The organism is Streptomyces sp. SAS_270 (genome assembly GCF_052543295.1).
In genome coordinates, this window is sequence record NZ_JBMNDS010000018.1 from 44674 (window position 1) to 68203 (window position 23530).

20 protein-coding genes and 1 pseudogene are annotated in these 23530 nt (G+C 70.4%); 16 read left to right on the forward strand and 5 right to left on the reverse strand.

Annotated features, from left to right (window positions below; all coding sequences use genetic code 11):
- Nucleotides 1-47 precede the first annotated feature (47 nt).
- Complete coding sequence (locus ACN6LB_RS15110; RefSeq protein WP_445026249.1) at nt 48-1340, reverse strand: MFS transporter; 1293 nt, start codon at nt 1338-1340, stop codon at nt 48-50.
- Between the two features lie 134 nt (nt 1341-1474).
- Between ACN6LB_RS15110 and ACN6LB_RS15115 the strand changes: the two genes are divergently transcribed.
- From ACN6LB_RS15115 to ACN6LB_RS15145, 7 genes are all read left to right on the forward strand, one after another.
- Complete coding sequence (locus tag ACN6LB_RS15115) at nt 1475-2410, forward strand: LysR family transcriptional regulator (protein ID WP_445026250.1); 936 nt, start codon at nt 1475-1477, stop codon at nt 2408-2410.
- 144 nt (nt 2411-2554) lie between these two features.
- On the forward strand, nt 2555-3490 hold the full coding sequence (hemC, locus tag ACN6LB_RS15120; RefSeq protein WP_445026251.1) for a hydroxymethylbilane synthase: 936 nt from the start codon (nt 2555-2557) through the stop codon (nt 3488-3490).
- Nucleotides 3491-3716: 226 nt separating this feature from the next.
- Complete coding sequence (locus ACN6LB_RS15125; RefSeq protein WP_445026252.1) at nt 3717-3959, forward strand: hypothetical protein; 243 nt, start codon at nt 3717-3719, stop codon at nt 3957-3959.
- Entirely contained in the window at nt 3959-6238 is a 2280-nt protein-coding gene (locus ACN6LB_RS15130; protein WP_445026253.1) for a heavy metal translocating P-type ATPase, read from the forward strand. The genes ACN6LB_RS15125 and ACN6LB_RS15130 overlap by 1 nt, the downstream gene beginning before the upstream one ends.
- On the forward strand, nt 6235-6759 hold the full coding sequence (locus ACN6LB_RS15135; RefSeq protein WP_445026254.1) for a copper chaperone PCu(A)C: 525 nt from the start codon (nt 6235-6237) through the stop codon (nt 6757-6759). The genes ACN6LB_RS15130 and ACN6LB_RS15135 overlap by 4 nt, the downstream gene beginning before the upstream one ends.
- A gap of 150 nt (nt 6760-6909) precedes the next feature.
- The gene (locus ACN6LB_RS15140) at nt 6910-7593 is read left to right on the forward strand and encodes a hypothetical protein (RefSeq protein WP_445026255.1); all 684 of its coding nucleotides are present in this window, start codon (nt 6910-6912) and stop codon (nt 7591-7593) included.
- Between the two features lie 265 nt (nt 7594-7858).
- Nucleotides 7859-8461 (forward strand): sigma-70 family RNA polymerase sigma factor, encoded by a 603-nt coding sequence (locus ACN6LB_RS15145; RefSeq protein WP_445026256.1) that lies wholly within the window; start codon nt 7859-7861, stop codon nt 8459-8461.
- Nucleotides 8462-8539: 78 nt separating this feature from the next.
- Here the strand turns inward: ACN6LB_RS15145 and ACN6LB_RS15150 are convergent, their stop codons facing one another.
- Nucleotides 8540-9043, reverse strand: a complete 504-nt coding sequence (locus ACN6LB_RS15150) for a copper chaperone PCu(A)C (protein ID WP_445026257.1) — start codon at nt 9041-9043, stop codon at nt 8540-8542.
- 433 nt (nt 9044-9476) lie between these two features.
- Here ACN6LB_RS15150 and ACN6LB_RS15155 point away from each other — a divergent pair, with 433 nt between their 5' ends.
- The 3 genes from ACN6LB_RS15155 (at nt 9477) to ACN6LB_RS15165 (ending at nt 12381) form a co-directional block, all read left to right on the forward strand.
- Nucleotides 9477-10520, forward strand: coding sequence for an ABC transporter substrate-binding protein (locus ACN6LB_RS15155; RefSeq protein WP_445026258.1), 1044 nt, complete (start codon nt 9477-9479; stop codon nt 10518-10520).
- 89 nt (nt 10521-10609) lie between these two features.
- Nucleotides 10610-11584, forward strand: coding sequence for a FecCD family ABC transporter permease (locus tag ACN6LB_RS15160; protein WP_445026317.1), 975 nt, complete (start codon nt 10610-10612; stop codon nt 11582-11584).
- Nucleotides 11581-12381 (forward strand): ABC transporter ATP-binding protein, encoded by an 801-nt coding sequence (locus tag ACN6LB_RS15165; RefSeq protein ID WP_445026259.1) that lies wholly within the window; start codon nt 11581-11583, stop codon nt 12379-12381. Before ACN6LB_RS15160 ends, ACN6LB_RS15165 begins: the two co-directional genes overlap by 4 nt.
- A gap of 121 nt (nt 12382-12502) precedes the next feature.
- Here ACN6LB_RS15165 and ACN6LB_RS15170 read toward each other — a convergent pair whose 3' ends face one another.
- Nucleotides 12503-12802 carry a hypothetical protein gene (locus tag ACN6LB_RS15170; RefSeq protein ID WP_445026260.1) on the reverse strand — a complete coding sequence of 100 codons (300 nt, stop codon included), beginning with the start codon at nt 12800-12802 and terminating at the stop codon, nt 12503-12505.
- A gap of 302 nt (nt 12803-13104) precedes the next feature.
- Here ACN6LB_RS15170 and ACN6LB_RS15175 point away from each other — a divergent pair, with 302 nt between their 5' ends.
- Nucleotides 13105-14661 carry a serine/threonine-protein kinase gene (locus ACN6LB_RS15175; RefSeq protein ID WP_445026261.1) on the forward strand — a complete coding sequence of 519 codons (1557 nt, stop codon included), beginning with the start codon at nt 13105-13107 and terminating at the stop codon, nt 14659-14661.
- Between the two features lie 87 nt (nt 14662-14748).
- On the opposite strand, the gene ACN6LB_RS15180 is transcribed toward ACN6LB_RS15175, so the two are convergent.
- Nucleotides 14749-16587, reverse strand: coding sequence for an RICIN domain-containing protein (locus ACN6LB_RS15180; RefSeq protein WP_445026262.1), 1839 nt, complete (start codon nt 16585-16587; stop codon nt 14749-14751).
- A 45-nt stretch (nt 16588-16632) separates the two neighbouring features.
- A pseudogene (locus tag ACN6LB_RS15185) lies at nt 16633-16923 on the reverse strand (cellulosome protein); the annotation flags it as partial.
- A gap of 513 nt (nt 16924-17436) precedes the next feature.
- Here ACN6LB_RS15185 and ACN6LB_RS15190 point away from each other — a divergent pair.
- The 5 genes from ACN6LB_RS15190 (at nt 17437) to ACN6LB_RS15210 (ending at nt 23521) form a co-directional block, all read left to right on the forward strand.
- Entirely contained in the window at nt 17437-18477 is a 1041-nt protein-coding gene (locus tag ACN6LB_RS15190) for a LacI family DNA-binding transcriptional regulator (RefSeq protein WP_445026263.1), read from the forward strand.
- 161 nt (nt 18478-18638) lie between these two features.
- Complete coding sequence (locus ACN6LB_RS15195) at nt 18639-19880, forward strand: sugar ABC transporter substrate-binding protein (RefSeq protein WP_445026264.1); 1242 nt, start codon at nt 18639-18641, stop codon at nt 19878-19880.
- 10 nt (nt 19881-19890) lie between these two features.
- Nucleotides 19891-20874, forward strand: a complete 984-nt coding sequence (locus ACN6LB_RS15200) for a carbohydrate ABC transporter permease (RefSeq protein ID WP_445026265.1) — start codon at nt 19891-19893, stop codon at nt 20872-20874.
- Entirely contained in the window at nt 20871-21719 is an 849-nt protein-coding gene (locus tag ACN6LB_RS15205; protein ID WP_445026266.1) for a carbohydrate ABC transporter permease, read from the forward strand. Before ACN6LB_RS15200 ends, ACN6LB_RS15205 begins: the two co-directional genes overlap by 4 nt.
- A gap of 53 nt (nt 21720-21772) precedes the next feature.
- Complete coding sequence (locus ACN6LB_RS15210) at nt 21773-23521, forward strand: amylo-alpha-1,6-glucosidase (RefSeq protein WP_445026267.1); 1749 nt, start codon at nt 21773-21775, stop codon at nt 23519-23521.
- Nucleotides 23522-23530: the final 9 nt, after the last annotated feature.

The window sequence follows — 23530 nt, forward strand, 5'->3', positions numbered from 1 at the left end:
CCGTGCCGCACTGTCGCGGTGGCGACCGTTGCGGCCGTGGCGGTCTGTCAGGTGCGGATCGGTGTCGGTTCCGGCTCGGAGCGGGACGCCGCCGCCTGGCGGGGGAGCAGCAGCGGGGTCGCCAGCAGGAGCACGCCGGCCAGACCGATGGCCGTACGCAGGCCGAGCAGGCCGCCCAGCACACCCCACAGGGCCGTCAGCAGCGCGGTCGAGGCCTTGGTCGTCACCGCCCAGGCCGACAGCGTGCGGGCGACCCGGTCGGTCGGGGTGCGCTGGAGGCGACAGGTGGCGGAGACGGGGTTGAAGACCCCGCAGCAGAAGATGAGCCCGAGCTCGACGCCCATCACCAGCAGCAGCCCGCCGGTGCCCGGTCCCAGGAAGGCCAGCCCGACGGGCCAGACCGCGCGCAGCGTACCGACCGTGACCAGGACCCGGTGCTGCCCGAACCGGCTGACGAGCGGTCGGGCCAACCGTGAGCCGAGCAGCCCGCCGATCGAGGGCGCGGCGAAGGCGAGGCCGTACTGCCACGGTGTGAACCCGAGCCGGCCGAGCATCAGGACGGCCAGCAGTGGCTGGGCGGCCATCACCAGGCCGTTGAAGAGGGCGGTGTTGAAGAACAGGGGACGCAGCGTCGCATCGGCGAGGATGTACCGCCAGCCGTCGAGCAGATCCCCGGCCCGCATGCGCGCGGCCTCCCGGCGCTCCGGCCGCGGCTCGTGTCCGCCCATCGCGCGGATGCCCAGGGCCGAGAGCAGGTAGCTGACCGCGTCGGCCACCACCGTCGCCACCGGCCCGAGGAGCCCGATCGCCGCGCCCCCCAGCGGCGGTCCGATGATCGTGGTCGTCCAGGCCGTGGACTCGAACCGGGCGTTGGCGACGAGCAGGTCCTCGGCCGGCAACAGCGTCTTCAGGTACGCGCCGGAGGCGGCGCGGAAGGTGATGTCGGCCGCCGCGACGACGATCGAGACCACCAGGAGCTGAAGGAAGGTGAGCACGCCGAGCGCGAACGCGGCGGGGACCGTCAGCAGCGCCGCGAAGCGCACCAGGTCCATCGCGATCAGCACCGGCCGCTTACGGCGGAACTCCACCCACGGGCCGAGCGGCACCGCCACGGCCGCGCCCACCGCGGCCCCCACGGAGGCGAGCGCGGCGACCTCGGCCGGCCCGGCGTGCAGCACCTGGATGGCGATCAGCGGGAAGGCGCCGAAGGCGAGCCACGTGCCGAGTGCGCTGGTCCCGTACGCTCCCCAGAGCCACCCGAACCGCCGCCCCAGCCGGTGGCCGCGCAGAAGCCCCGGCCGATCTCCGAGCAGACGTCCCAGCCGGTGCCCGCTCCTCATGCCCGCCGCCCCTCGCCACTCGCCTGCACAACCGATCCGCGATCGGAAGTATCAAAGCGAGCACCGCACCCGGGGATCAAACAACCGCAGGACCATCTGGCCACAACCAACAGTTGTACCCCTAGGGTGTCGACATGGATCTCGACACCGTCCGGACCTTCGTCGCCGCCGCCGACGCGGGGCAGTTCCAGGAGGCCGCCGCCGAGCTCGCGGTCACCCAGCAGGCCGTCTCCAAACGCATCGCCGCACTGGAGCGCGACCTCGGTGTGCGGCTGTTCACCCGCACACCGCGCGGTGCCGAACTCACCATCGACGGGCAGGCGTTCCTGCCCCACGCGCGCGAGCTGCTGCGCATCGCCGAGCGCGCGGTCGCGTCCGTGCGCACCGGCCACCGTCCGCTGCGCGTCGACGTGATCGCCTCGCGCGGCGCCGCGTCGGGCCTGATGCGGGCCTTCCACGGCACGCACCCCGAGATCGAGCTCGACGTGGTGTGGCTGTTCGACATCGAAAGGGCCGTCGCCGCCATCCGGTCCGGTGCGATCGACGCGTCCTTCCGCGCCGTCGGCGTACCCGGTCGGCCCCTTCCCGAGGACATCGAGTCGGTCCGGGTGCTCGACGAGCCGCTCGAACTGCTCACCGGCCCCGACCACGCGCTGGCGGGCGCCCGTTCGGTGACCCTCGCTCAGCTCGCCGGCCAACGGATCTGGATGCCCGGCATCGTCCCCGGCACCGAATGGGCCGCCTACTACGACGACCTCGTCGCCGAGTTCGGCCTCACCATCGAGGCGACCGGCCCCAACTTCGGCTCCGACGCGCTCCTCGACACCATCGCCGACACCCCGGCCCTGGCAACCTTCATGGGCGGCCGGACCCGCCTCGTATGGCCCGACGGCCACGGCCTGCGCCGCATCCCGGTCACCGACCCGACACCCGTCTACCCGCACTCGCTCCTCTGGCACCGCGACAATCCCCACCCGGCGCTGGCCACCCTCCGCGCCCACCTCGCCGCCACGACGCCCGGCCACGACGCCGCGGGCACCTGGACGCCGGGCTGGGTGATTCCGCGCTGAAGACCGCCGCGTCTGCGATCACCATGGCCTGCCGGCACCCTCCTCGCACACCTGCCAGAAATCCCCAACTCGCGGGCCACACCGCTGCGATGGGCGTCCGGATTGATGGCCGGCTCCCGGATCCGAAGGTCTATCGTGGACGGCATGTCCGCCCCCGAACTGATCCGCATCGTCTCCCGTGACTCGCCCATGGCGCTCGTCCAAGTGGAGCGTGTACGCACCGAACTGGCCGCGCTCCACCCCGGAATCCGCACCGAGGTCGTGCCGGTGAAGACGACCGGTGACAAGTGGATGGGCGCCCTCGCCCAGGTGGAGGGGAAGGGCGCGTTCACCAAGGAGGTCGACCAGGCACTCCTAGCCGGTGAGGCCGACCTGGCGGTGCACTGCGTCAAGGACGTGCCCGCCGACCGGCCGCTCCCGGTCGGCACCGTCTTCGCCGCCTTCCTCAAGCGCGACGACATCCGCGACGCCCTCATCCACCCCGGCGGCCTCACCCTTGAGCAGCTCCCGCCCGGCACGAGGATCGGCACCTCGTCCGTGCGGCGCGTCGCCCAGCTCGCCGCCGCTCACCCGCACCTGCGGTGCGTGCCGATGCGCGGCAACGCCAACCGCCGTCTGGACAAGCTCGCCGCGGGCGACGCCGACGCGCTGCTGCTGGCCGTCGCCGGCCTGCAACGCATCGACCGCACCGACGTGATCACCGAGATCCTGTCGCCGGACACCATGGTCCCGCCGATCGGCGCCGGGATCCTCGCGCTGCAGTGCCGCGGCGGCGACACCGCTCTGATCGACACCGTCAGCGGTCTCGGCGACCCCGACGCCCACCGCGAAGCCACCGCGGAACGCATGTTCCTCCATGTCCTCCAAGGCCACTGCAACTCACCGATCGCCGGCTACGCCAAAGCCGAACGAAACGGCGACCTGTCTCTGCGCGCCTGCGTGTTCACCCCCGACGGCAAGACCGTCCTCAACGCCCACGAGTGGGCCGGCCCCCTCGACCCGACCACCCTCGGCACATCGGTCGCCGTCGCCCTGCTCCGCCAGGGCGCACGCGATCTGATCGACTCCATCACGCACTGAGCGGAAGCCTGCGCGCGAATCTTCCCCTGAACCGAGGCCGCGCCCTGCGACGACGGCGTCGACGAGCCGGAGAACCCCGCGCCGGTCCTGAGGCGGACCGCCTGAACTCTCCTGTGACTGGCGCCACACAAGCCCGCCGGAACTCGGTCCGCACCCACTCCGACTACTCCTTCGGTACGGCGCGATTCCGAACGACGTCGTACGACGTGACCTGGAGACGCGGTTGATGGACGAGTCCCGGCAATCCTCCTCAGGCGCCGTGGGCGCAGTACTGCGGAAGGCGGCACCCCCGCCCGCGCTCTGCGGTTACCTCCTGCTGCTGGCCTTGATCTTCACGGTGTCCTACGCCGTGGGCGTCGGAGCAGGCCCTGTCGCACCCGGAATGCACGGCACCAGCACCAGCGGCGACGGTTCCGGAGGCCCGGACGACACGGGAGACATGGACGACATGCAGGGGGGACACGGCTGATGGGCGCCGAACAGCTGACCGTCCTGCTGACGACCGACCTGACCGTCGGCGGCATGACCTGCGCCGCGTGCGTGACCCGCGTCGAGAAGAAGCTCGGCAAGCTGGACGGGGTCACCGCGACCGTCAATCTCGCCACCGGAACGGCTCGCGTGAGTCATCCGGCGAGCATCGGCCCGGACGAACTCGTGGCCACCGTCGAGAAGGCCGGATACACAGTCGCCCTGCCCGAACCGCCGACGAAGCAGGAGTCCGCCACCGACGAAGGCGACGAGTCCGAAGGCACCCGGCAGGAACGCCACCGCCTGGTCGTCACCGCCCTGCTCGCCTTCCCTGTGCTCGTTCTGTCGATGGCCCCTGGACTGCAGTTCCGGAACTGGCAGTGGCTGTGCTTCGCGCTAGCCGCACCCGTCGCCGTGTGGGGCGCCTGGCCCTTTCACACGCGGGCGGTCCGGGGGCTACGGCACTCGGCGGCCACCATGGACACCTTGGTGTCACTGGGCGTGGTGGCGTCCTTCGCATGGTCGTCGTACGCGCTGTTCCTCGGCGGTGCCGGCGACCCCTGGATGCGGATGCCGTTCACCCTCGTGCCCACCGCCTCGGACGGCGTCGCGCACATCTACCTCGAAGCGGCCGTCGGTGTACCGCTGTTCGTGCTCGCCGGGCGGTTCCTGGAGGCGCGGGCGCGGCACGGAACCGGTGAGGCGCTGCGCTCGCTGGCCCGGCTCGCGGCCAAGGAGGTGTCCGTCCGGGAGGACGGCGGCCTCGAACGGCTCATCCCCATCGAGGAGTTGAGGGCCGGGCAGGTGTTCGTCGCGCGGCCGGGCGAGCGGGTGGCCACCGACGGGCAGGTGACGGAGGGCAGTTCGGCCGTGGACCTGTCGCTGGTCACCGGTGAGAGCGAGCCGGTGGAGGTCGGTCCCGGTTCGGCCGTGGTTGGTGGGGCCGTCAACGTCGGCGGACTGCTGCTCGTACGGGCCACGGCGGTCGGCGCGGACACCCAGCTCGCCCGGATCGCCCGGCTGGTGACCGAGGCGCAGGCCGGCAAGGCGCGGGCGCAGCGGCTGGCCGACTCGGTCGCCGGTGTCTTCGTACCGGTCGTGCTGGCGCTGGCCGTCACCGCGCTCGGGTTCTGGCTGGGCGCGGGAGCCGATCCGCAGGCGGCGATCACCGCGTGTGTCGCGGTGCTCGTCGTGGCCTGTCCGTGCGCGCTCGGGCTCGCGACGCCGACCGCGCTGCTGGCCGCCACCGGCCGGGGCGCCCAGCTCGGCGTCCTCGTCACCGGGCCGCAGGCGCTGGAGGGCCTTCAGCATCTCGACGCCGTCGTCCTCGACAAGACCGGCACCCTGACCACCGGCCACATGACCGTCGCCAAGGTCACCGCTCTGCCGGAAGGGCTCGGGAGCGATGCGGTGCTGCGGTTGGCCGGGGCCGTGGAACAGGGCTCGGAACATCCGCTCGGCCGGGCCGTCTGCGCCCACGCACGGCGGGAGTCGGGCGAGCGGCGGCTGCCGGAGGTGAGCGAGTTCAGCGCGCTGCCGGGCCGCGGAGTGCGGGGGCGCGTCGAGGAACGGCTCGTCGAAGTCCTCTCGCCCGACGACGACTTGCCCGGCGCGCTCGCGGAGGCTCTGGCGGGGGCCGAGTCCGCCGCCCGTACGCCCGTGATGGTCCGGGTGGACGGCATGGTCGAAGCACTGATCGAGATCGGGGACGTCGTACGGCCCGGCAGCTACCGCGCGGTGGAGCGGCTGCGGCGGCTCGGCGTACGGCCCGTGCTGGCCACCGGCGACCGGGAGGCACCGGCCCGTGCCGTCGCCGAGGCGCTCGGCATCGAGGAAGTGCACGCCCGCTGCACACCCGTGGGCAAGGCCGAGCTCGTACGGGAGTTGAAGGAGCAGGGCTACCGGGTCGCGGTCGTCGGCGACGGTGTGAACGACGCCGCCGCGCTGGCGGGTGCCGACCTCGGAATCGCCATGGGCAGCGGCACGGACGTGGCCATCGGCGCCGCCGACGTGACCCTCGTGCGAGGTGACATCGACACCCTCGCGGACGCGGTTGTGCTGGCCCGGCGCACCCTGGGCACGATCCGCGCGAACCTCGTCTGGGCCTTCGGCTACAACGTCGTCACCGTCCCGCTCGCCATGGTCGGCCTGCTCAACCCGATGCTGGCCGCGGCGGCCATGTCGGCCAGCTCGGTGCTGGTCGTCGCCAACAGCCTGCGGCTGCGCGCCTGGCAGCCCTCGCCCTCGACCTCACCCGCCTCCCGGAGAACTGCCCGATGACCGAACAGCGCCCGTGGCGCCCGACCCGCCGCCGGCTCACCGACACCCTGCCGGCCTTGCTCGCACCCCTCGCCGTGTGCGGTCTCGCGCTCGGCGGACTGAGCACATGGACCGCCTACGGCAACGCCGGCAGTCCGGCCCGGATCGAGGTCACCGGCGGCAAGGTGTTCGCGCCCTCGGGCGCCACCCCGGTCACGGCGGCCTTCTTCCGGATCACCAACAGTGGGGGCGCGGGGGACCGCCTGCTGAAAGTGACCTCCACCGAGGCCGGCACGGGCCGGCCCACCCTGAGCCGTCATGCCATGACCAGCTCCAACACGGCCTCCGACCAGACCGTGAACTCCGCCGCAGTCCCGGCCGGCGAGAGCCTCGCCATGTCGCCGGACGGCCTCGACGTGACAGTGCCGGCGAAAAAGGGCTGGCAGCCCGGTGACCTCGTCTCGTTCACACTGCACTTCGAGCGCAGCGGAGCTGTGAAGATCCTGGCGGTGGTGGTCCGTCCGGGCCAGGGCGGCACATGACGGCCCGTCTGCAGTGGTCGGTCGGACTGTCCGTCGGGTTCCTGCAGGCCCTTGTGTTCTGTATCACTCTCTTCTGAGTGAGTGGCGGGCCCGGGTTTCTTGCGTACCCACCCGTGACGAGCGGAGCCCGGATGCGAGGATGAGGCCGTCATGACTGTCGGGTGGGGTGCGCGCACGGTACGAGCCGCGGTGTTCGCGGCCGTCTGTGTGCTGCTCGCTGCCCTTGGACACGTACTCATGTCGGGCTCCACCGTGCCTTGGTGGACGCTGTCAGCCGGCTTCGCCGCCACGAGCGGAGTCGGCTGGACAATGGCGGGCCGTGAGCGCGGACTCCCGCTTGTGGTGTCTGTCGTGGTCGTCGCGCAAGCAGCGCTCCACTCGGCCTTCTCGTGGGGCCAGTCGGCGGCATCGGGATCCGGCACGGGCTCCGTGGCGCGGGACATGAGCGGCATGTCCATGGGTTCGATGTCCATGGACGCGATGGACATGGGCTCCATGGGCAGAGGCCACGCGGCGCACGCCGAGCACCTCGGCCACATGGCCCACGGCGCCGGCGGCTTGTCGTCGCCGGGCATGCTCGCCGCCCACACGCTCGCCGCTCTGCTGACCGGTCTGTGGCTGGCCTACGGCGAGCGGGCCGCGTTCCGTCTCCTGCGGGCCGTCGCCGGGTGGCTGGCCGCTCCGCTGCGACTGCCCCTCGTATCCCTGCCCGTTCCACCGCGTCGGCCCAGTCTGCGGCCGACGCGGTGGCGTGTCGAGCAGCGGATCCCGCGGCTGACGCTCACACACACGATCATCTCTCGGGGGCCTCCGGCCGGGACCGCTGTCATCTGAGACAGCCGGCTCCCCGAGGCCGTCCTGCCGGTTCCGCGTCTGTCGGTTCCGCGGGTCCGCGGCCTCGGGCACGGGGCGTGCACGTCGTACGCCCTCATCCCACTCCCGTCCCGGGACCTCCCGCAGCGGGGAGCACACGCCCGGCGTGCCCAACAGGCGCTCGCAGGCGTGCCTCATCGCGGGATCGGTCCGGACCACCCGAGAAGGACATCAGGTGATCACTCCTGTCCTCCCCCTTCCGTCCAGGAAACGCGACACGGGGCGCATGGCGTCCGATCAGCCCGTCGCCAGGGCGACGCCCGACGATCCGGCCACGGTCTGGGCTCTCGCCGCGCGCACCGGCGACCCCGACGCCGTCGACCGCTTCGTGCGTGCCCTGCACCCGGACGTCGTCCGCTACATCACGTACCTCTCCGCCGACCGCCAACTGGCCGACGACCTCGCACAGGACACCTTCCTGCGGGCGCTCGGCAGCCTTCACCGCTTCGAGGGGCGCTCGTCGGCACGCACCTGGCTGCTGTCCATCGCACGCCGCACGGTCGTCGACAGCCTGCGGTACGCCGCCGCCCGGCCGCGGACGGCCGACGTGGACGACTGGACGACCTGGGCCGAGCGTGCCCAGCCCAGCGGTCTGCCCGGATTCGACGACGGCGTGGCCCTGCTCGACCTGCTGGACGCGCTGCCCGCCGAGCGCCGCGAGGCGTTCGTCCTCACCCAGTTGACCGGTCTGCCTTACGACGAGGCCGCCGTGGCCGGCGGCTGCCCGGTCGGGACGATCCGCTCCCGGGTGGCACGGGCCCGCGCGACTCTCGTCGAGCTTCTTGACGAGGCCGAGGGGTCCGGGGCCCCGGCTGCCGTCGCCGCATGACGGGAGGGGCGTCGGTCCCCCGGAGTTCGGGGGACACCGACGCCCCTCCCGGCGTCCTCGTGAACTGGCCACCGGAGCTCACCTCACGGGCACCGCCTCGACCACGGTCGCCCGGACGGCGACCTTCCCGCTCTGTTTGAACCACAGGAGGTACGGCACCTGCTGCCCTGCTTTGAGGACGGGTGGATCCAGGATCCCGACCATGAGTCCGCCCGGTGTCATGCGCACCGTGCCGCCCGCCGGAACCTCCACGGCCCTTACGGAGTCCGTGAGTTCACTGCCGTTCCGGCTCACCGTCCGGCGAAGGATACTGATGCCCAGTTCCGGCGAGTCCGCGTACAGCAGGGTGTCCTTCGACGGGCCGGTGTTGCGGATCTCGAAGTACGCGCGGGTGGCGCCGGAGCCGGCGGGTGCCGCGATGACGCGCGCGTCGACGACTCTGATCCTGGGCGGTGGCTCGCCTGCCGCGCCGTTCGCGGCGTAGCCCGCCAGCAGGGCCAGCGCACCGACGGAGGCGCCCAACGGCGGTACGACGGCCCACAAGACGTCGGCGAGCCGGGTGTTCCGAGTTCGGCGCGGCACGCGCGTCTGGCCTTTCCGCTCCATGTGTCAGTGGTCGGGGCGCGGTCCCGTCTGGTTCCCCGTGCCTGCCGAGCCGGCCGGTTCCGACACGGTGACGGCGGGAGGGACTCGTGCGGAGCTCGGTCCGCGACGGGGTGCCGGAGCTGCCGCGTTCCTCCGGCATCGCGGCGACCACGCTCGCCTCCTTCGACTCCTGGGAAACGGCCCCCGAGGATGCCACAGGCCCCGACCTGCGCCTGGGACGCGTGTGCGCCGACAACGTGGTGACCGGGCTGCGGGGCAGCGGCATCACCTGCCCGCCCCGGACGGGCAGAGAGGTCATCTGCCAACTCCCACAAAGTAGTTGGGATCATGCGGGAACGAATCGGCTCCGACTCCCGACTACTGCAACAGAGCCCGTCGCCCCACGGGCACCCCGCTGCAAGGAGCACGTATGTCGAAGAAACGGCCCGTCGCCATCGCCCTGGCCGGCGTCCTGTGTCTGGTCACGGTGGGCTGCGCCGATTCCTCGACCGACAAGGACAGCGACGCCGACGGCAAGCCGGCGGCGGCAGCCGCGAAGTCCGGCTACCCGGTGACCCTCGAGAACTGCGGGGACTCGGAGAAGATCACCGAGGAGCCCAGCCGGGTCGTCGTGATGAACGGGGCCTCGGTCGCCGAGGTCTCGACGCTCCTCGCCCTCGGCGTCCAGGACAAGATCGTGGCCAATCAGCAGAGTTACGGCATGTCCGAGGTCGCGGGCCGCGCCGCCGCCATCAAGGCGCTGCCCAACGGCGACGTCAAACTCAACGATGCCTACGACGTCCCGCGCGAGGCGATGATCGGGCTGCGCCCGGACCTGGTGCTGTCGACGACGTCGTACGGCTTCGACGAGAAGAACGGCTTCGCGACCCGCGAGCAGCTGAAGCAGGCCGGCGCGAACAGCTATGTGTCCCCGCAGGGCTGCGACCAGGACACCAGCAAGATGACGATCGCCGACAGCTACACCCTGCTGCGCGACATGGGCAAGATCTTCAACAAGCGCGACGACGCCGAGAAGATCGTCGCCGCCTCGGAAAGGCACATCGCCGAGGTCGCCGCCAAGGTGAAGGGCGAGAAGCGGCCCAAGGTCATGGTCCTGTTCTCCAACATGGCCATGGGCGGGAACGACTTCAGCTCGGTCGTCGCCAAGGGCATCTACAACGACATCCTCGCCAAGGCCGGCGGCTCCAACGCCTTCGAGAACGCCTCCAAGACCTCCTTCGCCGATCTGAGCAAGGAGAAGGTGGCCGCCACCGACGTCGACGCCCTCGTCGTCATCGGCTACAACGACCCGAACCCGGCGGCCTACGCCAGGAAACTGCTGAAGGAGTTCCCCCAGTGGCCGGCCGCGAAGAACAACAAGTACGTGGCACTGTCGGACTCGATGTACCTCGGCCCCAGCAACGACGTGGCGGTCGAGAAGATCGCCGGGATGCTGCACCCCGACAAGGCCTGAATGGCCAACACGGCCCCAACGGTCGTGGCCTGAACGGCCTGCGGCTGTCGCTCGTCGCAGGCGTGCTGCTGGTCGTGCTCGTCGCGGTCATGGTGGTGGCGGTGAGCATCGGAGCGGTCAACATCCCCGTCGGTGACGTGTGGGGGATCCTCCTTCACCACCTCACCGGCCAGGGCGCCACCACGGACCCCGCACTGGACCAGATCGTGTGGACCTTCCGGGCCCCCCGGGTCGCTCTGGCGGCCCTGGTCGGCGCGGGCCTGGCGGTGGCCGGGGCGGTGTTGCAGACCCTGGTCACCAATCCGCTCGCCGACCCCGTCGTCCTCGGCTTCTCCTACGGTGCCTCGCTCGGCGCGGTCCTGGTCATCACCCTCGGCGGTGCGGCCCTGGGAGGCCTGGGCGCACTCGGCGTGTCCGGCGCGGCCTTCGTCGGCGCCCTGGCTGCCGGGGCCCTGGTCTTCGTCCTGGGGCAGCGACAGGGTCGGCTCGCCCCCACCAGGGTGGTGCTGGCCGGGGTCGCGGTCGGCTACGTCCTGCTCTCGATGACCAGCTTCGTCCAGCTCCTGGCGACGCCGACCGAGCTGCGGACGGTGATGTTCTGGATGCTCGGCAGCGTCGCCGGCGCCCAGTGGAGCCAACTGCCCACCGTCACGGTCGTCGTACTGGCGAGCACGATCCTGCTGACCCTGTTCGGACGGCGGCTCAACGCCCTGCTCGCCGGCGACGAGTCCGCCACCGCCCTCGGCGTGGACGTCAACCGGCTGCGGGCCATCCTGCTCGTCATCAGCGCCCTGCTCACCGGCACGGTCATCGCCGTAGCGGGCGGAGTGGGCTTCGTCGGCCTGATGATCCCCCACCTGGTCCGCCTGACCACCGGCGCCGACCACCGCAGGCTCATCCCGCTGACCGCGCTCCTGGGCGCCGTCTACCTCGTCCTCGTGGACCTCCTCTCCCGCACCCTCACCCGCCCCAACGAACTCCCGCTGGGCATCCTCACCGCCCTGCTCGGCGCCCCCTTCTTCCTGTGGCTGCTGCGCCGCAACAAGGGCCTGGACACCGTATGAAACTGACCGTGGACCAGCTCCACATCACCCTGGACCGCCGGCCGATCCTCCGCGAGGTGAACCTGGAGGCCGCCAAGGGCGACATCGTCGGTCTCGTGGGACCCAACGGCAGCGGCAAGTCCACCCTGCTGCGCACGGTCTACCGCTCACTGCGCCCCGCCGGGGGAGTGGTCAGGGTGGGCGGCGACGACGTATGGGAGCTCTCCACCCGCACTGCCGCCCGCCGCACCGCGGCCGTCCTCCAGGACTCCGGCACCACCACCGGTCTGACGGTGACCGAGATCGTCGCCCTCGGCCGCACCCCCCACCACGGTCTGCTGGGCCGGGACGGATCCGAGGACCGCGAGGCCGTCGCCGAGGCGGTGGCGCGCTGCGGTGTCACCCCCTTCGCGGACCGGGACTACGCCACGCTCTCCGGCGGCGAACGCCAACGCGTCCTGCTGGCCCGCGCCCTGGCCCAGCGTCCACAGCTGCTCGTACTGGACGAGCTGACCAACCACCTCGACATCCGTGCCCGGTTCGAGCTCCTGGACCTCATCCGCAGTACCGGCATCACCACCCTGGCGGTCCTGCACGACCTCGACCTCGCCGCCCGGCTCTGCGACCACCTCGTCGTGCTCCACGACGGTGAAGTCGTGGCGGCCGGACCGGTCCTGGAGGTCCTGACGCCGGGCCTCCTTTGCGACGTCTTCGGCGTCCGGGGCGAGACGGAACGCCACGCGGACGGCGTCATCCGCATCACCTATGCCGCCCAGCCCCTCGCCGACGCCCGGGGGCCCGAGCCGGTGGATCGGTGACGCACACGTTCGCGCACGTGTTGTTCGGCTCGTACTGGCAGGCCATCCGGACGCCTGAACTACAGCGAACTCGAGGCCGAAATCCTTCAGTTGATCGTCGGAGCCCCCGACGAGAGTGTCCCTACGTTTCGCGCAGGAGACGGTCGCTCGCCTGGTACGGCCGGAGCTGTTCCGCGATGCCGCCGAGGACGAACTCACCGCGGATGCCCGGGCGGCGCTCGTAGCTGCCTGCGCGAACATCCTGACGATCAGTGCCGCCGAGCTGCACGACAAGCTCGCGACGATCTACGACGGCATCCTGGGCGATGACGATCTGGACACCGGACTCCTCACCGTCATCAGGGCGTTGGCGCACTGGCACAGCTTCCTGGAGCAGAACCGGCGCGGGGAGCTCTACGAACTCGCCATCCGGCGCGCGCATCCGCCGACTGCTGGACCCCGGAGCGGGTCAGCAACGCCGGACGACCCTCTCCATGTAGCCCGCCGAGGGGCCACCGCCTGCACCGGCCGTTGTGATGGTCGGATGCGGCGACGACTCGGCTGTCCGCTCTCGCGACTAGGCGGTCAGCCGTGGCCGCCCAGCCCCGCGTCGCGGGCAGGACGGCCGGCGCGACGGCAGTCATGGGGGCTCTGTGAACTTCCTGCAGGTGCGCGGGACATGGTCGATATTCCGTGGGATAGTTCAGGTATCCAACATGGTGGCGAGGCAGCACGGGGGTGCGCATGGCCGACCGGTTCAAACCGCTTACCGCCGACGATCCGAGAAGTGTCGGCGGATACGACTTACGCGCCCGGCTCGGCGCCGGCGGCATGGGCCGCGTCTATCTGGCCTTCACCCCGGGCGGAAGGGCCCTCGCCGTCAAGGTCGTACGGCCCGACTACGCCGAGGACGACGAGTTCCGGCGCCGCTTCCGCAAGGAGATCGACGCCGCGCAGCGCGTCCAGGGCCTCTACACCGCACCCGTCGTGGACGCCGACAGCAAGGCGGCGTTGCCCTGGCTGGCCACCGCCTATGTCCCCGGGCCCTCCCTGCACCAGGCCGTCACCGAGCACGGCCCGTTCCCGCTGACCACGGTGTTCCGGCTCCTGGCGGGTGTCGCCGAAGGGCTCACCGCGATCCACGCCTGCGAGCTGATCCACCGGGACCTCAAGCCCGCCAACATCCTGCTCGCCGACGACGGTCCGCGGGTCATCGACTTCGGCATCGCGCACGCCGCCGACGCCACCACCCTCACCAGCACGCATGTACGTGTCGGCACACCCGCGTTCATGGCTCCCGAGCAGATCCGCGGACATTCCGCGAGCCCGGCCGTGGATGTGTTCGCCCTCGGCAACCTCGCGGTGTTCGCCGCGACGGGACGGACCGCTTTCGGCGAGGGAAACCCGGAGGCCATGTTCTTCCGGATCATCAACGAGGAGCCGGAGCTGGGCGGTTGCGATCCCGAGCTCCGCGCGGTCGTCGAGCGGTGCCTCGCCAAGGAGCCGGGCAAGCGGCCGTCCGTCGGCGAGGTCATGGAGTACGCACGTGAGCGGATCCAGGGCGAGACCGTGAGCCTCGCCGGGTCCTGGCTGCCGGACACCGTGGCGACCTCGCTCGCCGGGTACGGGACGGCCAAGTACACGAAGACCATTGAGACCAAGAAGGTGGCCAAGAAGGCAGAGGTCAGGAGAGAGCCGGGCGTCACCCGTAAGGCCGGCGACGCCAAGTCGCCCACAGGCGGCACCACGCCCCCTTCCGGGCAGGACAACTCGCTTCTCACCGGAATCGGTTGCCTGGCCGCCCTGCTGTTCATCGTCGTCGTCGCCATCGGCCCGCAGAAAGTCCTCGACTGGGTCAAGTCCGACGGCGAGCCGTCCGAATCGCCGGGCTACTCGGCCCCCAGCTACACACCGACGACGGATTACACATCCGGCACGGACACGGATACGGGCACGGACGACGAGTCCACCGAGGAGGACACGACCGACCCCGGCTGCGAGCAGGCGTCCCAGGCGATCTCCTCGAACAGCGACACCTTCGACGACGCGTCGTCCGCCTCGCTGAGCGCGCTGGCATCGAACCTCGACTCCGCCGCGGACGCGGCGGAGGACTCCGAGGTGGCCTCCACGATCCGAGCCCTCGCCAACGACAGCCGGACCCTGAGCGACAGCGCGGCAGGGGCGTACTCCGCGCGCGACCGCGGCGACTCCACTCAGCTCGACACCTACCAGGAGGCCTTCAGCGCCGGGGTCGACCAGTGGGAGAAGGACGCGGAGACCTACAAGTCCCTGTGCGAGTGACGACAACAGGCCCGGCCGACGAGCCGCTCCGTGCTCCCCGGTCGCGTCGGGGAACACGGAGCGGGAGCGCATAGCCGGAGCGGAAGCTCAGGCTTTGCCCTGGAGCCGCCAGATCTGGTTCTTCTTGGTGCCGAGTGCGCCCGCGGAGTCGCAGGTCCACTGGTGGATCAGGGCCCGCGGCTGGGTGGAGACGTCCGAGACGTCGACGCACTTGCCGCTGTGCACGGCCACGAGCTGGTAGTCGTGGCTGTTGCCGAGTGCGGTGACGGGGTTGAGGGTGAACATCTGGTTGGTGCCGCCGTTGCAGGTGTACTGGCCGACGGAGGCACCCTCGGCCGTGGAAGCGCCCGCGACATCAAGGCACTTGCCGCTGAGCTCGTTGACGACGGTGTAGGTGTTGGTGCGGCCCGAGACCGGCTTGAAGTCCAGCATCTGCTGGTAGCCGCCTTCGCAGTAGTACTGCTGGTACTGCGTGCCGTTGGCGGTGCTCAGGCCGGTGTCGTCCAGGCACTGCCCGCTGTTCTGGCTGACGGCGACCGTGGAGACGGCGGTGTTGGACGGCGGCAGGAGCGTGACGGTGTAGCCGTCCTTGGCGTTGGACCAGGGGATGGACAGCGAGGCCGCGTTGTTGCTGACCGTCAGAGTGGTGTCGGAGATGGTCTCCGGGCCGGTCACCGCGGCCCCGTTGTTGTACGGGACGCGCTGGACGACGGCACGCACCTTGCCGCTCTCCACCGTCGAAGTCGTGTTCAGGCCGGTGAGGTTGACGGTGACCGTGCCGGTGTTGCCACTGCTGCCGAGCAGGATCTTGGCGTTCTTCGCGGAGTTGTCCTTGGTGGCCAGGCCGTCGGTTCCGGTACCCGGGACCAGGTTGACGATGTTGCCGGTCTGCGAGCCGTAGTAGCGGTACATGAACCACTCGCCGAGCGGCACGTACTGGCCGGCGCTGTTCTTGGTCAGCAGATTGGCCTCGTAGTCGTGCAGGTTGGTGCCCGAAGCCCAGTTGCCGCGCAGGCCGTCCGCCCCGGCCCGCTCCAGACGGCCCATGAACCAGGCGCCACCACCGGGGGACTGCATGGACGCCGTGGCGTACTCGTTGATCTGGTACGGCCGGGAGTTGGTCAACCCGGCCGCGGCGAGGGTGGAGTCGGCGCGGCCCACGTCGGTGACCGGGTCGCCCGGCTCGTCGTGCCAACTCCAGATGTCCGGGGCGACGTTGTTGGCCTTGGCGTACGAAAGGAACGTCGTCCACCAGGAGTTGGAGGAGTTCGGCTGACCCGCGATGCTGGGCCCGACGATCAGCCGGCCCGGGAACGCGGCGCGGACCTTGGCGTAGAACCGCGACCACATCTGCAGGTACTGGGTCTGCGAGGCTCCCCAGAAGCCACTGCCGTCCGGCTCGTTCCACAGGTCCCACTGGACGGTCATGTTGTTGGCCTTGACGTCCCCTATGAGCTGGGTGACAAAGGCGTCGAACTGCGTCCAGTCACCGTTGTCGCCGGGCCAGCCCTGACTGGTGGTGCCGTCGGCACCCCACAGGTCGTGCGGCAGCAGCACGAACGTGCCGCCGAGCGCCGCGGTCCGCTTGTACTGCGCGAGGGTGGACTTCCAGCGGGTCTGGTAGTCGGCGAGGCTGGTGGCGTAGCCCCCGCTGTTGAGCTGGGCGCCGCCGGCCCGCATGAGGTGCCACTTGATGTCCTTGAAGAAGTGGTCCTGGGGCAGCGAGCCGTCCGGGGTCATCCCGTAGATCATGCCGGAGGCGTGGTACGTGGGAGCGCCTCCGGCGGTGGCGAAGTCCACGGTGACGCCGGTGTCGGCGGCGTGCGAGGCGGTGGCCGGCAGCAGGCTCGCCGCCAGGGCTGCCAGCAGGACGGCCGCTGTGGAGAGTGGGCGTGGTGAACGCAGGCGCATGTGCGGCTCTTTCATCAGGGGAAGGGAAGGGAGGGAGGCGGAGAGGGGGAGCTATATCCCCTACTTCTCAGCGAGCGGGGTGACGGCGATCCGGTCGATGACCGGCGCGTACGGCGACCGCTGTTCGTACTGGTTGTAGGTGTCGCCGTTGAAGTCGGGCAGCTCGTCCGCGGTGAACGTGAGCCGGTTGGTGCCCTTCTTCAGCGTGAGCGGGACGGTCAGGCCCCAGAAGTTGTTGCCGTGGAAGGTCGTCGGGAACAGCACCCTGCGGGCCGGCCCGCCTTTGACCGAGAGGTCGGCGTGGCGGGCGATCGGGTCGGGGTTGCAGTGGGTCGCGGGCGCCTGTTCGGCGAGCCGCGGTAGATGTCCGTCAGGTGGATGCAGATGTCCTTGCCGCCGGAGTCCACGAACGACGGCAGCGCCTCCAGGGCGTCCGCTCCCGGATGCTGAGGCCCGTCCTGTGCCTTCGTGCGGCGAGGCCGCTACGGCGGTGGCACCGGCGTCAGCTCTTGTGCTGCTGCGTCTGCGTCGCACTGAGGTCTCCGTGGGGTGATCCGTCTGTCCCTGAATCGAACCGATTCGATCACTTGCGAGCCGGTTGACCCCGATGCAGCGCGGCCCCGCTTGGGTAAACGAGACGGTGAATGGGGCTGTGTCGAACCGGTTCGCCGGAAGCTAGCACCCTTGGAAACGGGCCAGCAATACTTCCGACATCAATCGGGGGGCGGTTTCTTGTAAGCGTGCGCAAGGTATTGACAACCGTCGAAGGCGCTCCTACTTTCCCTTCATCGAACCGGTTCGACAACTGGCTCGAACAGCCGGATCGAGAGTGAACCGGTTCGACTCGGTCGATGAAGGAGTGCCGTGAACATCGGTGAGATCGCCAAGAGGGCCGGTGTCTCGCGGAGCACCGTGTCCTACGCCCTGAGCGGTAAGCGCTCGGTGTCGGAGGAGACCCGCCGCAAGATCCAGCGGGTCATCGACGAGCTGGGCTACCGGCCCAACGCGAGCGCGCGTGCCCTGGCCAACGGCCGGACCAGCACCCTCGGTCTGGTCTTCCCGCCGGCCGGCAACCACTACACCGGCATGCAACTCGACTTCATCGGCAGCGTGGTGGAGGCGGCCGCGACCTTCGACTACGACGTGCTGCTCTCGCCGAGTGGCGTGGACAGCGACCGCTCCTTCCAGCGGCTGCTGGCCGAGCGTCGGGTGGACGGAGCGATCCTCATGGAGATCAGGCTGCAGGACGACCGCGTCGACCACCTCGTCGCCGAGGACTTCCCCGCCGTCTGCATCGGCCGCACCGAACACCCGGACAACGACTGGTGGGTCGGCCTGGACCACACCGCGCTGGCGGCTGCCTGCGTTCACCACCTCGCCGACCTGGGCCACCGAAGGATCGCCTTCGTGAACCGGCCCGAGCACCTGCTGCACACCGGCTACGAGTCGGCGCACCGCGGGCTGGACGGCTTCACCAAAGCCGCGGCCGAACGCGGACTCACCGCACGGACGTACTGCTGCGGTGACGATGCTTCCTCGGGCCAGGCGTGTGTGGAACGGATCCTGCACGACGATCCGGCCACCACGGCGCTGGTCACGCTGAACGAGGCGGCCCTGGGCGGCATTTACCGGGGTCTGGCTGTGGCGGGCCGCCACGTTCCGCGCGACTTCTCCGTCACCGGCGTCGTGGCCGAGCGGTGGGCGGAGACGATGACTCCGCAGCTCACCGCGGCGGACGTGCCGGCGGAGGAGATGGGGCGCCTCGCCGTGGATCTGCTCGTCGAACGACTCGACCGTCCCGGGACGGCGCCTCGCCATCACCTGTTGGCTCCACCGATCTCCCTGCGCGCCAGCACCGGGCCCGGCCAGGCCCTCCCGAGCGCCGGTTGCGACGCGAACATCTGACCCCGAACCCCTCCCAGTTCTGCGGCCCGTCGTCCCCGCGGACGATCCGCCGCCCCTTCACCGGCCTGCCTCAGCCGGCCACCTGTCGACCGCTCCGTCGGCATGCGCTTGCCGACGCATTTCCCAACTCCCAACCTGCCGACATCACAAAGGAACGCGCCATGAACAGAGTTACCGGACGGCGGCTCACCGCCGTGGCCCTGACCGTCGTCGCCCTCGCCACCGGCACCACCGCCTGCTCGTCCGGCGGCAGCTCGTCCGCGAAGGGAGACGGCGACGGCACGTACACCGTCTGGGATCCCTACCCGCAGTTCGCCAAGGGTTCGGCCTGGGCGAAGCTGCTGGACGGCTGTGGGAGCAAGGCCGGCGTCAAGATCAAGCGGACCGCGTTCGACACCAGCGACCTGGCGAACAAGGCGCTGCTGGCGGCCCAGCAGAGCAACTCCCCGGACGTGCTCATCGTCGACAACCCCGTGGTGTCGACCCTCGCGGAAGCAGGGGTTCTCACCACGACCGCCGACAACAAGGTGGACACCTCGAAGGTCGACCCCAACCTGCTCGCCGCGGGCCAGTCGGGCGGAAAGACGTACGGAACGCCCATCGGCGCCAACACCCTGGCCCTCTACTACAACAAGAAGGTCCTCAAGGCCGCGGGCGTCGACATCGCCTCGGTCAAGGACTGGTCGTCCCTGACGGCGGCCCTGGAGAAGACCAAGAAGGCGGGCAAGAAGGGCATCACCTTCTCCGCGATAGGCACGGAGGAGGGCAGCTTCCAGTTCCTGCCCTGGTTCTGGGGTGCCGGCGCGAAGCTCACCCAACTCGACTCCTCCCAGGGCGAGTCGGCGCTGTCCCTCTGGACCGACTGGGTGAAGAAGGGCTACGCCCCCAACTCGGTGCTCAACAACACCCAGACCACCAGCTGGCAGGAGTTCGCGACCGGCGACTACGCCTTCGCGGAGAACGGCACCTGGCAGCTGGCCAACGCCGAGAAGGCGGGCCTCGACTACGGGGTCCTGCCCGTCCCGGCCTCGGGCGGGGGCAACGCCGCGGCTCCGACCGGCGGCGAGTTCGTCACCGTCCCGGTCCAGGGCGACACCGGCCGCTACACCACCACACAGAAGCTGGTGTCCTGCCTGACCAGCACGGAGAACCTCTACCCCACCGACACCACGCTCTCCTACGTGGCCCCCACGAGCGAGGTGCAGGACAAGCAGGCGGCGGCCGACGCCAAGCTGAAGCCATGGGTCGAAGCGGTGAAGGCGGCCAAGGGGCGCACCAGCGACGACCTCGGCACCAAATACCCCAAGATATCCGAGCAGATGTGGAAGGCCGTCCAGTCCGCCCTCAGCGGGGCGAAGTCCCCGAAGGACGCGCTCAGTTCGGCGCAGTCAGCGGCCAAGTGATGTGGGCCCGATGAAGACGACACACCCGCCGGACCGCCGGCCCGCGCTCGACGGGCGCGCGGCGGCCAGCGTGAACCCGCGCTCGACCCGCCCCACACCACGGCGTCGCCGCCCCACCTCCCAGCAGTGGGCCGCCTGGGGATTCCTCGCCCCGGTGACCATCTACCTCGCCCTCTTCTACGCCTATCCGCTCTACCGCAACCTCGACCTGAGCCTGCGCAACTACACCGTCCGCTCCTTCGTCCAGGGCGACGCACCCTTCACCGGCCTCGCCAACTACCGCACCGTCCTCGACGACCCCACCTTCGGCCCGGCGCTCACCCACACCGTGGTGTTCACCGCCGTCTGCCTGTTCTTCCAGTACGCCATCGGTCTGGCCCTCGCGGTCTTCTTCAACCAGCACTTCAGGCTCTCCGCGACCCTGCGCGCCCTGTTCCTGGTGCCGTGGCTGCTGCCGCTGATCGTGTCGGCCTCCACCTGGTCGTGGATGCTGAACAGCGACTCGGGCATCGTCAACGCCCTGCTGGGCGCGATCGGTGTCGACCCGGTGAACTGGCTGACATCACCGTCGTGGTCGCTGGCCTCGGTGATCATCGCCAATGTCTGGATCGGCGTCCCGTTCAACCTGGTCGTCCTGCACAGCGGTCTGCAGTCGATCCCCGCGAGCCTGTACGAGGCGGCGGCCCTCGACGGCGCGAACGCCTGGCGCCGCTTCTGGCACATCACCTTCCCGCTCCTGCGCCCGGTGTCCGCCATCACCCTCCTGCTGGGCCTGGTCTACACGCTCAAGGTCTTCGACATCATCTGGATCATGACCAAGGGCGGCCCGGCCGACGCGTCCACCACCTTCGCCACCTGGTCCTACCGGCTCGGCTTCGGCAACCTGCTGCCCGCCTTCGGCCCCGGTGCGGCCGTCGGGAACCTGCTCGTCGTCGCCGCGCTGGTCTTCGGCCTGGTGTATCTGAGGGTCCAGCGAAAGCAGTACGCCTCATGACCACCGCGACCGCACCCCGCCCGCGCGGGGGCCGCCGGAGCACCTGGTGGAAGACAGCCACGGGTCTCGTGCTCACCGGACTCATGCTCTTCCCGGTCTACTGGATGCTCAACGTGTCCTTCACCCGCGAGCAGGACATGCGCAAGAGCCCGCCGGAGCTGTTCCCCGTGCACGGCACACTGGAAGGCTACCGGGCCGTCCTGGACCAGCAGTTGCCCTACCTCGGAACCAGCCTGGTGATCGGTGTGGGCACGGTCGTGCTGACCGTGGCACTCGCCGCGCCGGCCGGCTACGCACTCGCCAAACTGCGCCCCCGGGGCGGCGGCCTGCTCAGCTTCCTCTTCCTGGTCGCACAGATGATCCCCGGCATCATCATGGCGATGGGCTTCTACGCCATCTACCTCAGCCTCGGCCTGCTCCAGTCCGTGCCCGGCCTGATCGTCGCGGACTCCACCCTGGCCGTCCCCTTCGCGGTCCTGATCTTCACCGCGTTCATGTCCGGCATCCCCGGTGAGCTGATCCAGGCCGCCCAGATGGACGGGGCAAGGGCCCTGCGCACGTTCTGGTCCATCGTCCTGCCCATGAGCCGCAACGCCATCGTCACGGTCTCGCTGTTCGCGTTCCTGTGGTCCTGGTCCGACTTCGTCTTCGCCAGCACCCTCGCCAACGGCGGCGCACACGAGCCGATCACCCTCGGCATCTACCACTACATCGGCAACAACAACCAGGAGTGGAACGCCATCATGGCCACCGCCGTCGTGGCCTCGCTGCCCGCCACGGTCATCCTCGTCCTCGCCCAGCGCTACGTCGCCGCCGGCGTGAGCGCCGGAGCCGTGAAGGACTGACCACCTCCTGGCAGACCACCGGCGACCCCTGCTCAAGAAACGAGTAACTCTGCATGACCGAAGTCCGATCCGGTCCGGCCTTCTCCGTCCACGACATCCCGTTCAGCACCCACGGATCCTGGTTCGGCATCTCCCCGGTGCTGGCGGAGAAGACGTACGCCGAAGATCTCCACCTCGTCTCCCACCAGAACGGCATGCACGCCGCCCTGCGCCTCGTCCCCCTCGACCCCACGACGGGCGAGCGGATCGAGACCCGCGTGACGGCGACCCCGAGCCTGCTCAGCTGGACCCACGCGAGCGGGCGCATCGACCTCGCCTACGAGTCGCCGCAGACGGTTCGTCTGCGCGGCACCGAAACAGGCCTGCGGGTCACCGCGGCAGCGCACACCCTGACACCCTTCACCGGCACGTACTTCTTCCACGACCCGGTGGACGGGGCTCACGTGTTCACCTCGTACGAGACCGGGCGCCGCTACCGGCTCACCGTCCGGTCCGGCGTCGTGCGCGAGGTCCGCGGCAGTCAGGCCCTGGGCGCCGCGGAGCGCGGCCTCACGGTCACCGCGGATGCGGACGGCATCTGGGAGGCCGCCGTCGAGGAGCTCGACAGCGCGCGTCGGCCCGCCACCTCCTCGGCGACGTTCGACGAGGTCGTGGCCGCGGCGGAGGGTGCCTTCGGCGCCTTCGCCGACGCGGTGGCCCCCTGGCGCTCCGCCGCCACCCCGGCCGCCGAACTCGCCGCGTACGTCCTGTGGTCGGCGACGGTCGGCCCGGCGGGCCTGGTCACGCGGCCCGCGGTACTGATGTCCAAGCACTGGATGGACAAGGTCTGGAGCTGGGACCACTGCTTCAACGCGCTCGCCCTGGCGCCGGGAGTGCCCGCGCTGGCCTGGGACCAGTTCTCGCTGCCGTTCGACCACCAGGACGAGAGCGGAGCCCTGCCCGACTCGGTGACCCACTCGGAGGTCCTGTACAACTTCGTGAAGCCGCCCATCCATGGGTGGGCCCTGGCCCGCCTGCGCGGACGTCTCAGTGAACCCCTCGACCGCGCCGAACTCACCGAGGTCTACGACAGGCTGCGGCGCTGGACGGACTTCTGGCTCACCGCGCGCCGGGCACCGGACGCCGCTCTGCCCCACTATCAGCACGGCAACGACAGCGGCTGGGACAACGCCACCACCTTCGACCCCGAACGCGTGGTCGTCACCGCCGACCTTGCCGCGTTCCTCGTCCTGCAACTGCGCGAACTCGCCGCGCTGGCAGGGGAACTGGGGCTCGCCGACGACGCGCGGAAGTGGACCCGCGGCGCGGAGGAGGCCCAGGCGGCCATGCTCGACGAACTCTGGACGGGGGACCGGTTCGTCACCCGGGGCGCCGACAGCGGTGAGACCTGGGGCAGTTCCAGCCTGCTCGACCTCATGCCGATCGCGCTGGGCGAGCATCTGCCCGAGAGCGTCGCCAAGACCCTGGCCGCCCGGATCGAGACGCACCTGACTCTGTACGGACTGGCCACCGAGCTGCCCACCTCACCGCACTACCGCCCCGACGGCTACTGGCGCGGTCCGATCTGGGCACCCGCCACGGTCCTGATCGAGGACGGCCTGCGACGTGGCGGTCACGAGAGGCTTGCGGACGAGATCAGCGCCCGCTTTCGCGGACTGTGCGAGTCCCACGGCTTCGCGGAGAACTTCGACGCCCTGACCGGTACGGGGCTGCGCGACCGCGCCTACACCTGGACCGCCGCCAGCTATCTTCTTCTGGCCGAAGCGCACGAACTCCGGCACACGGCGACCGGGCACATGTGAGGGCCGCGC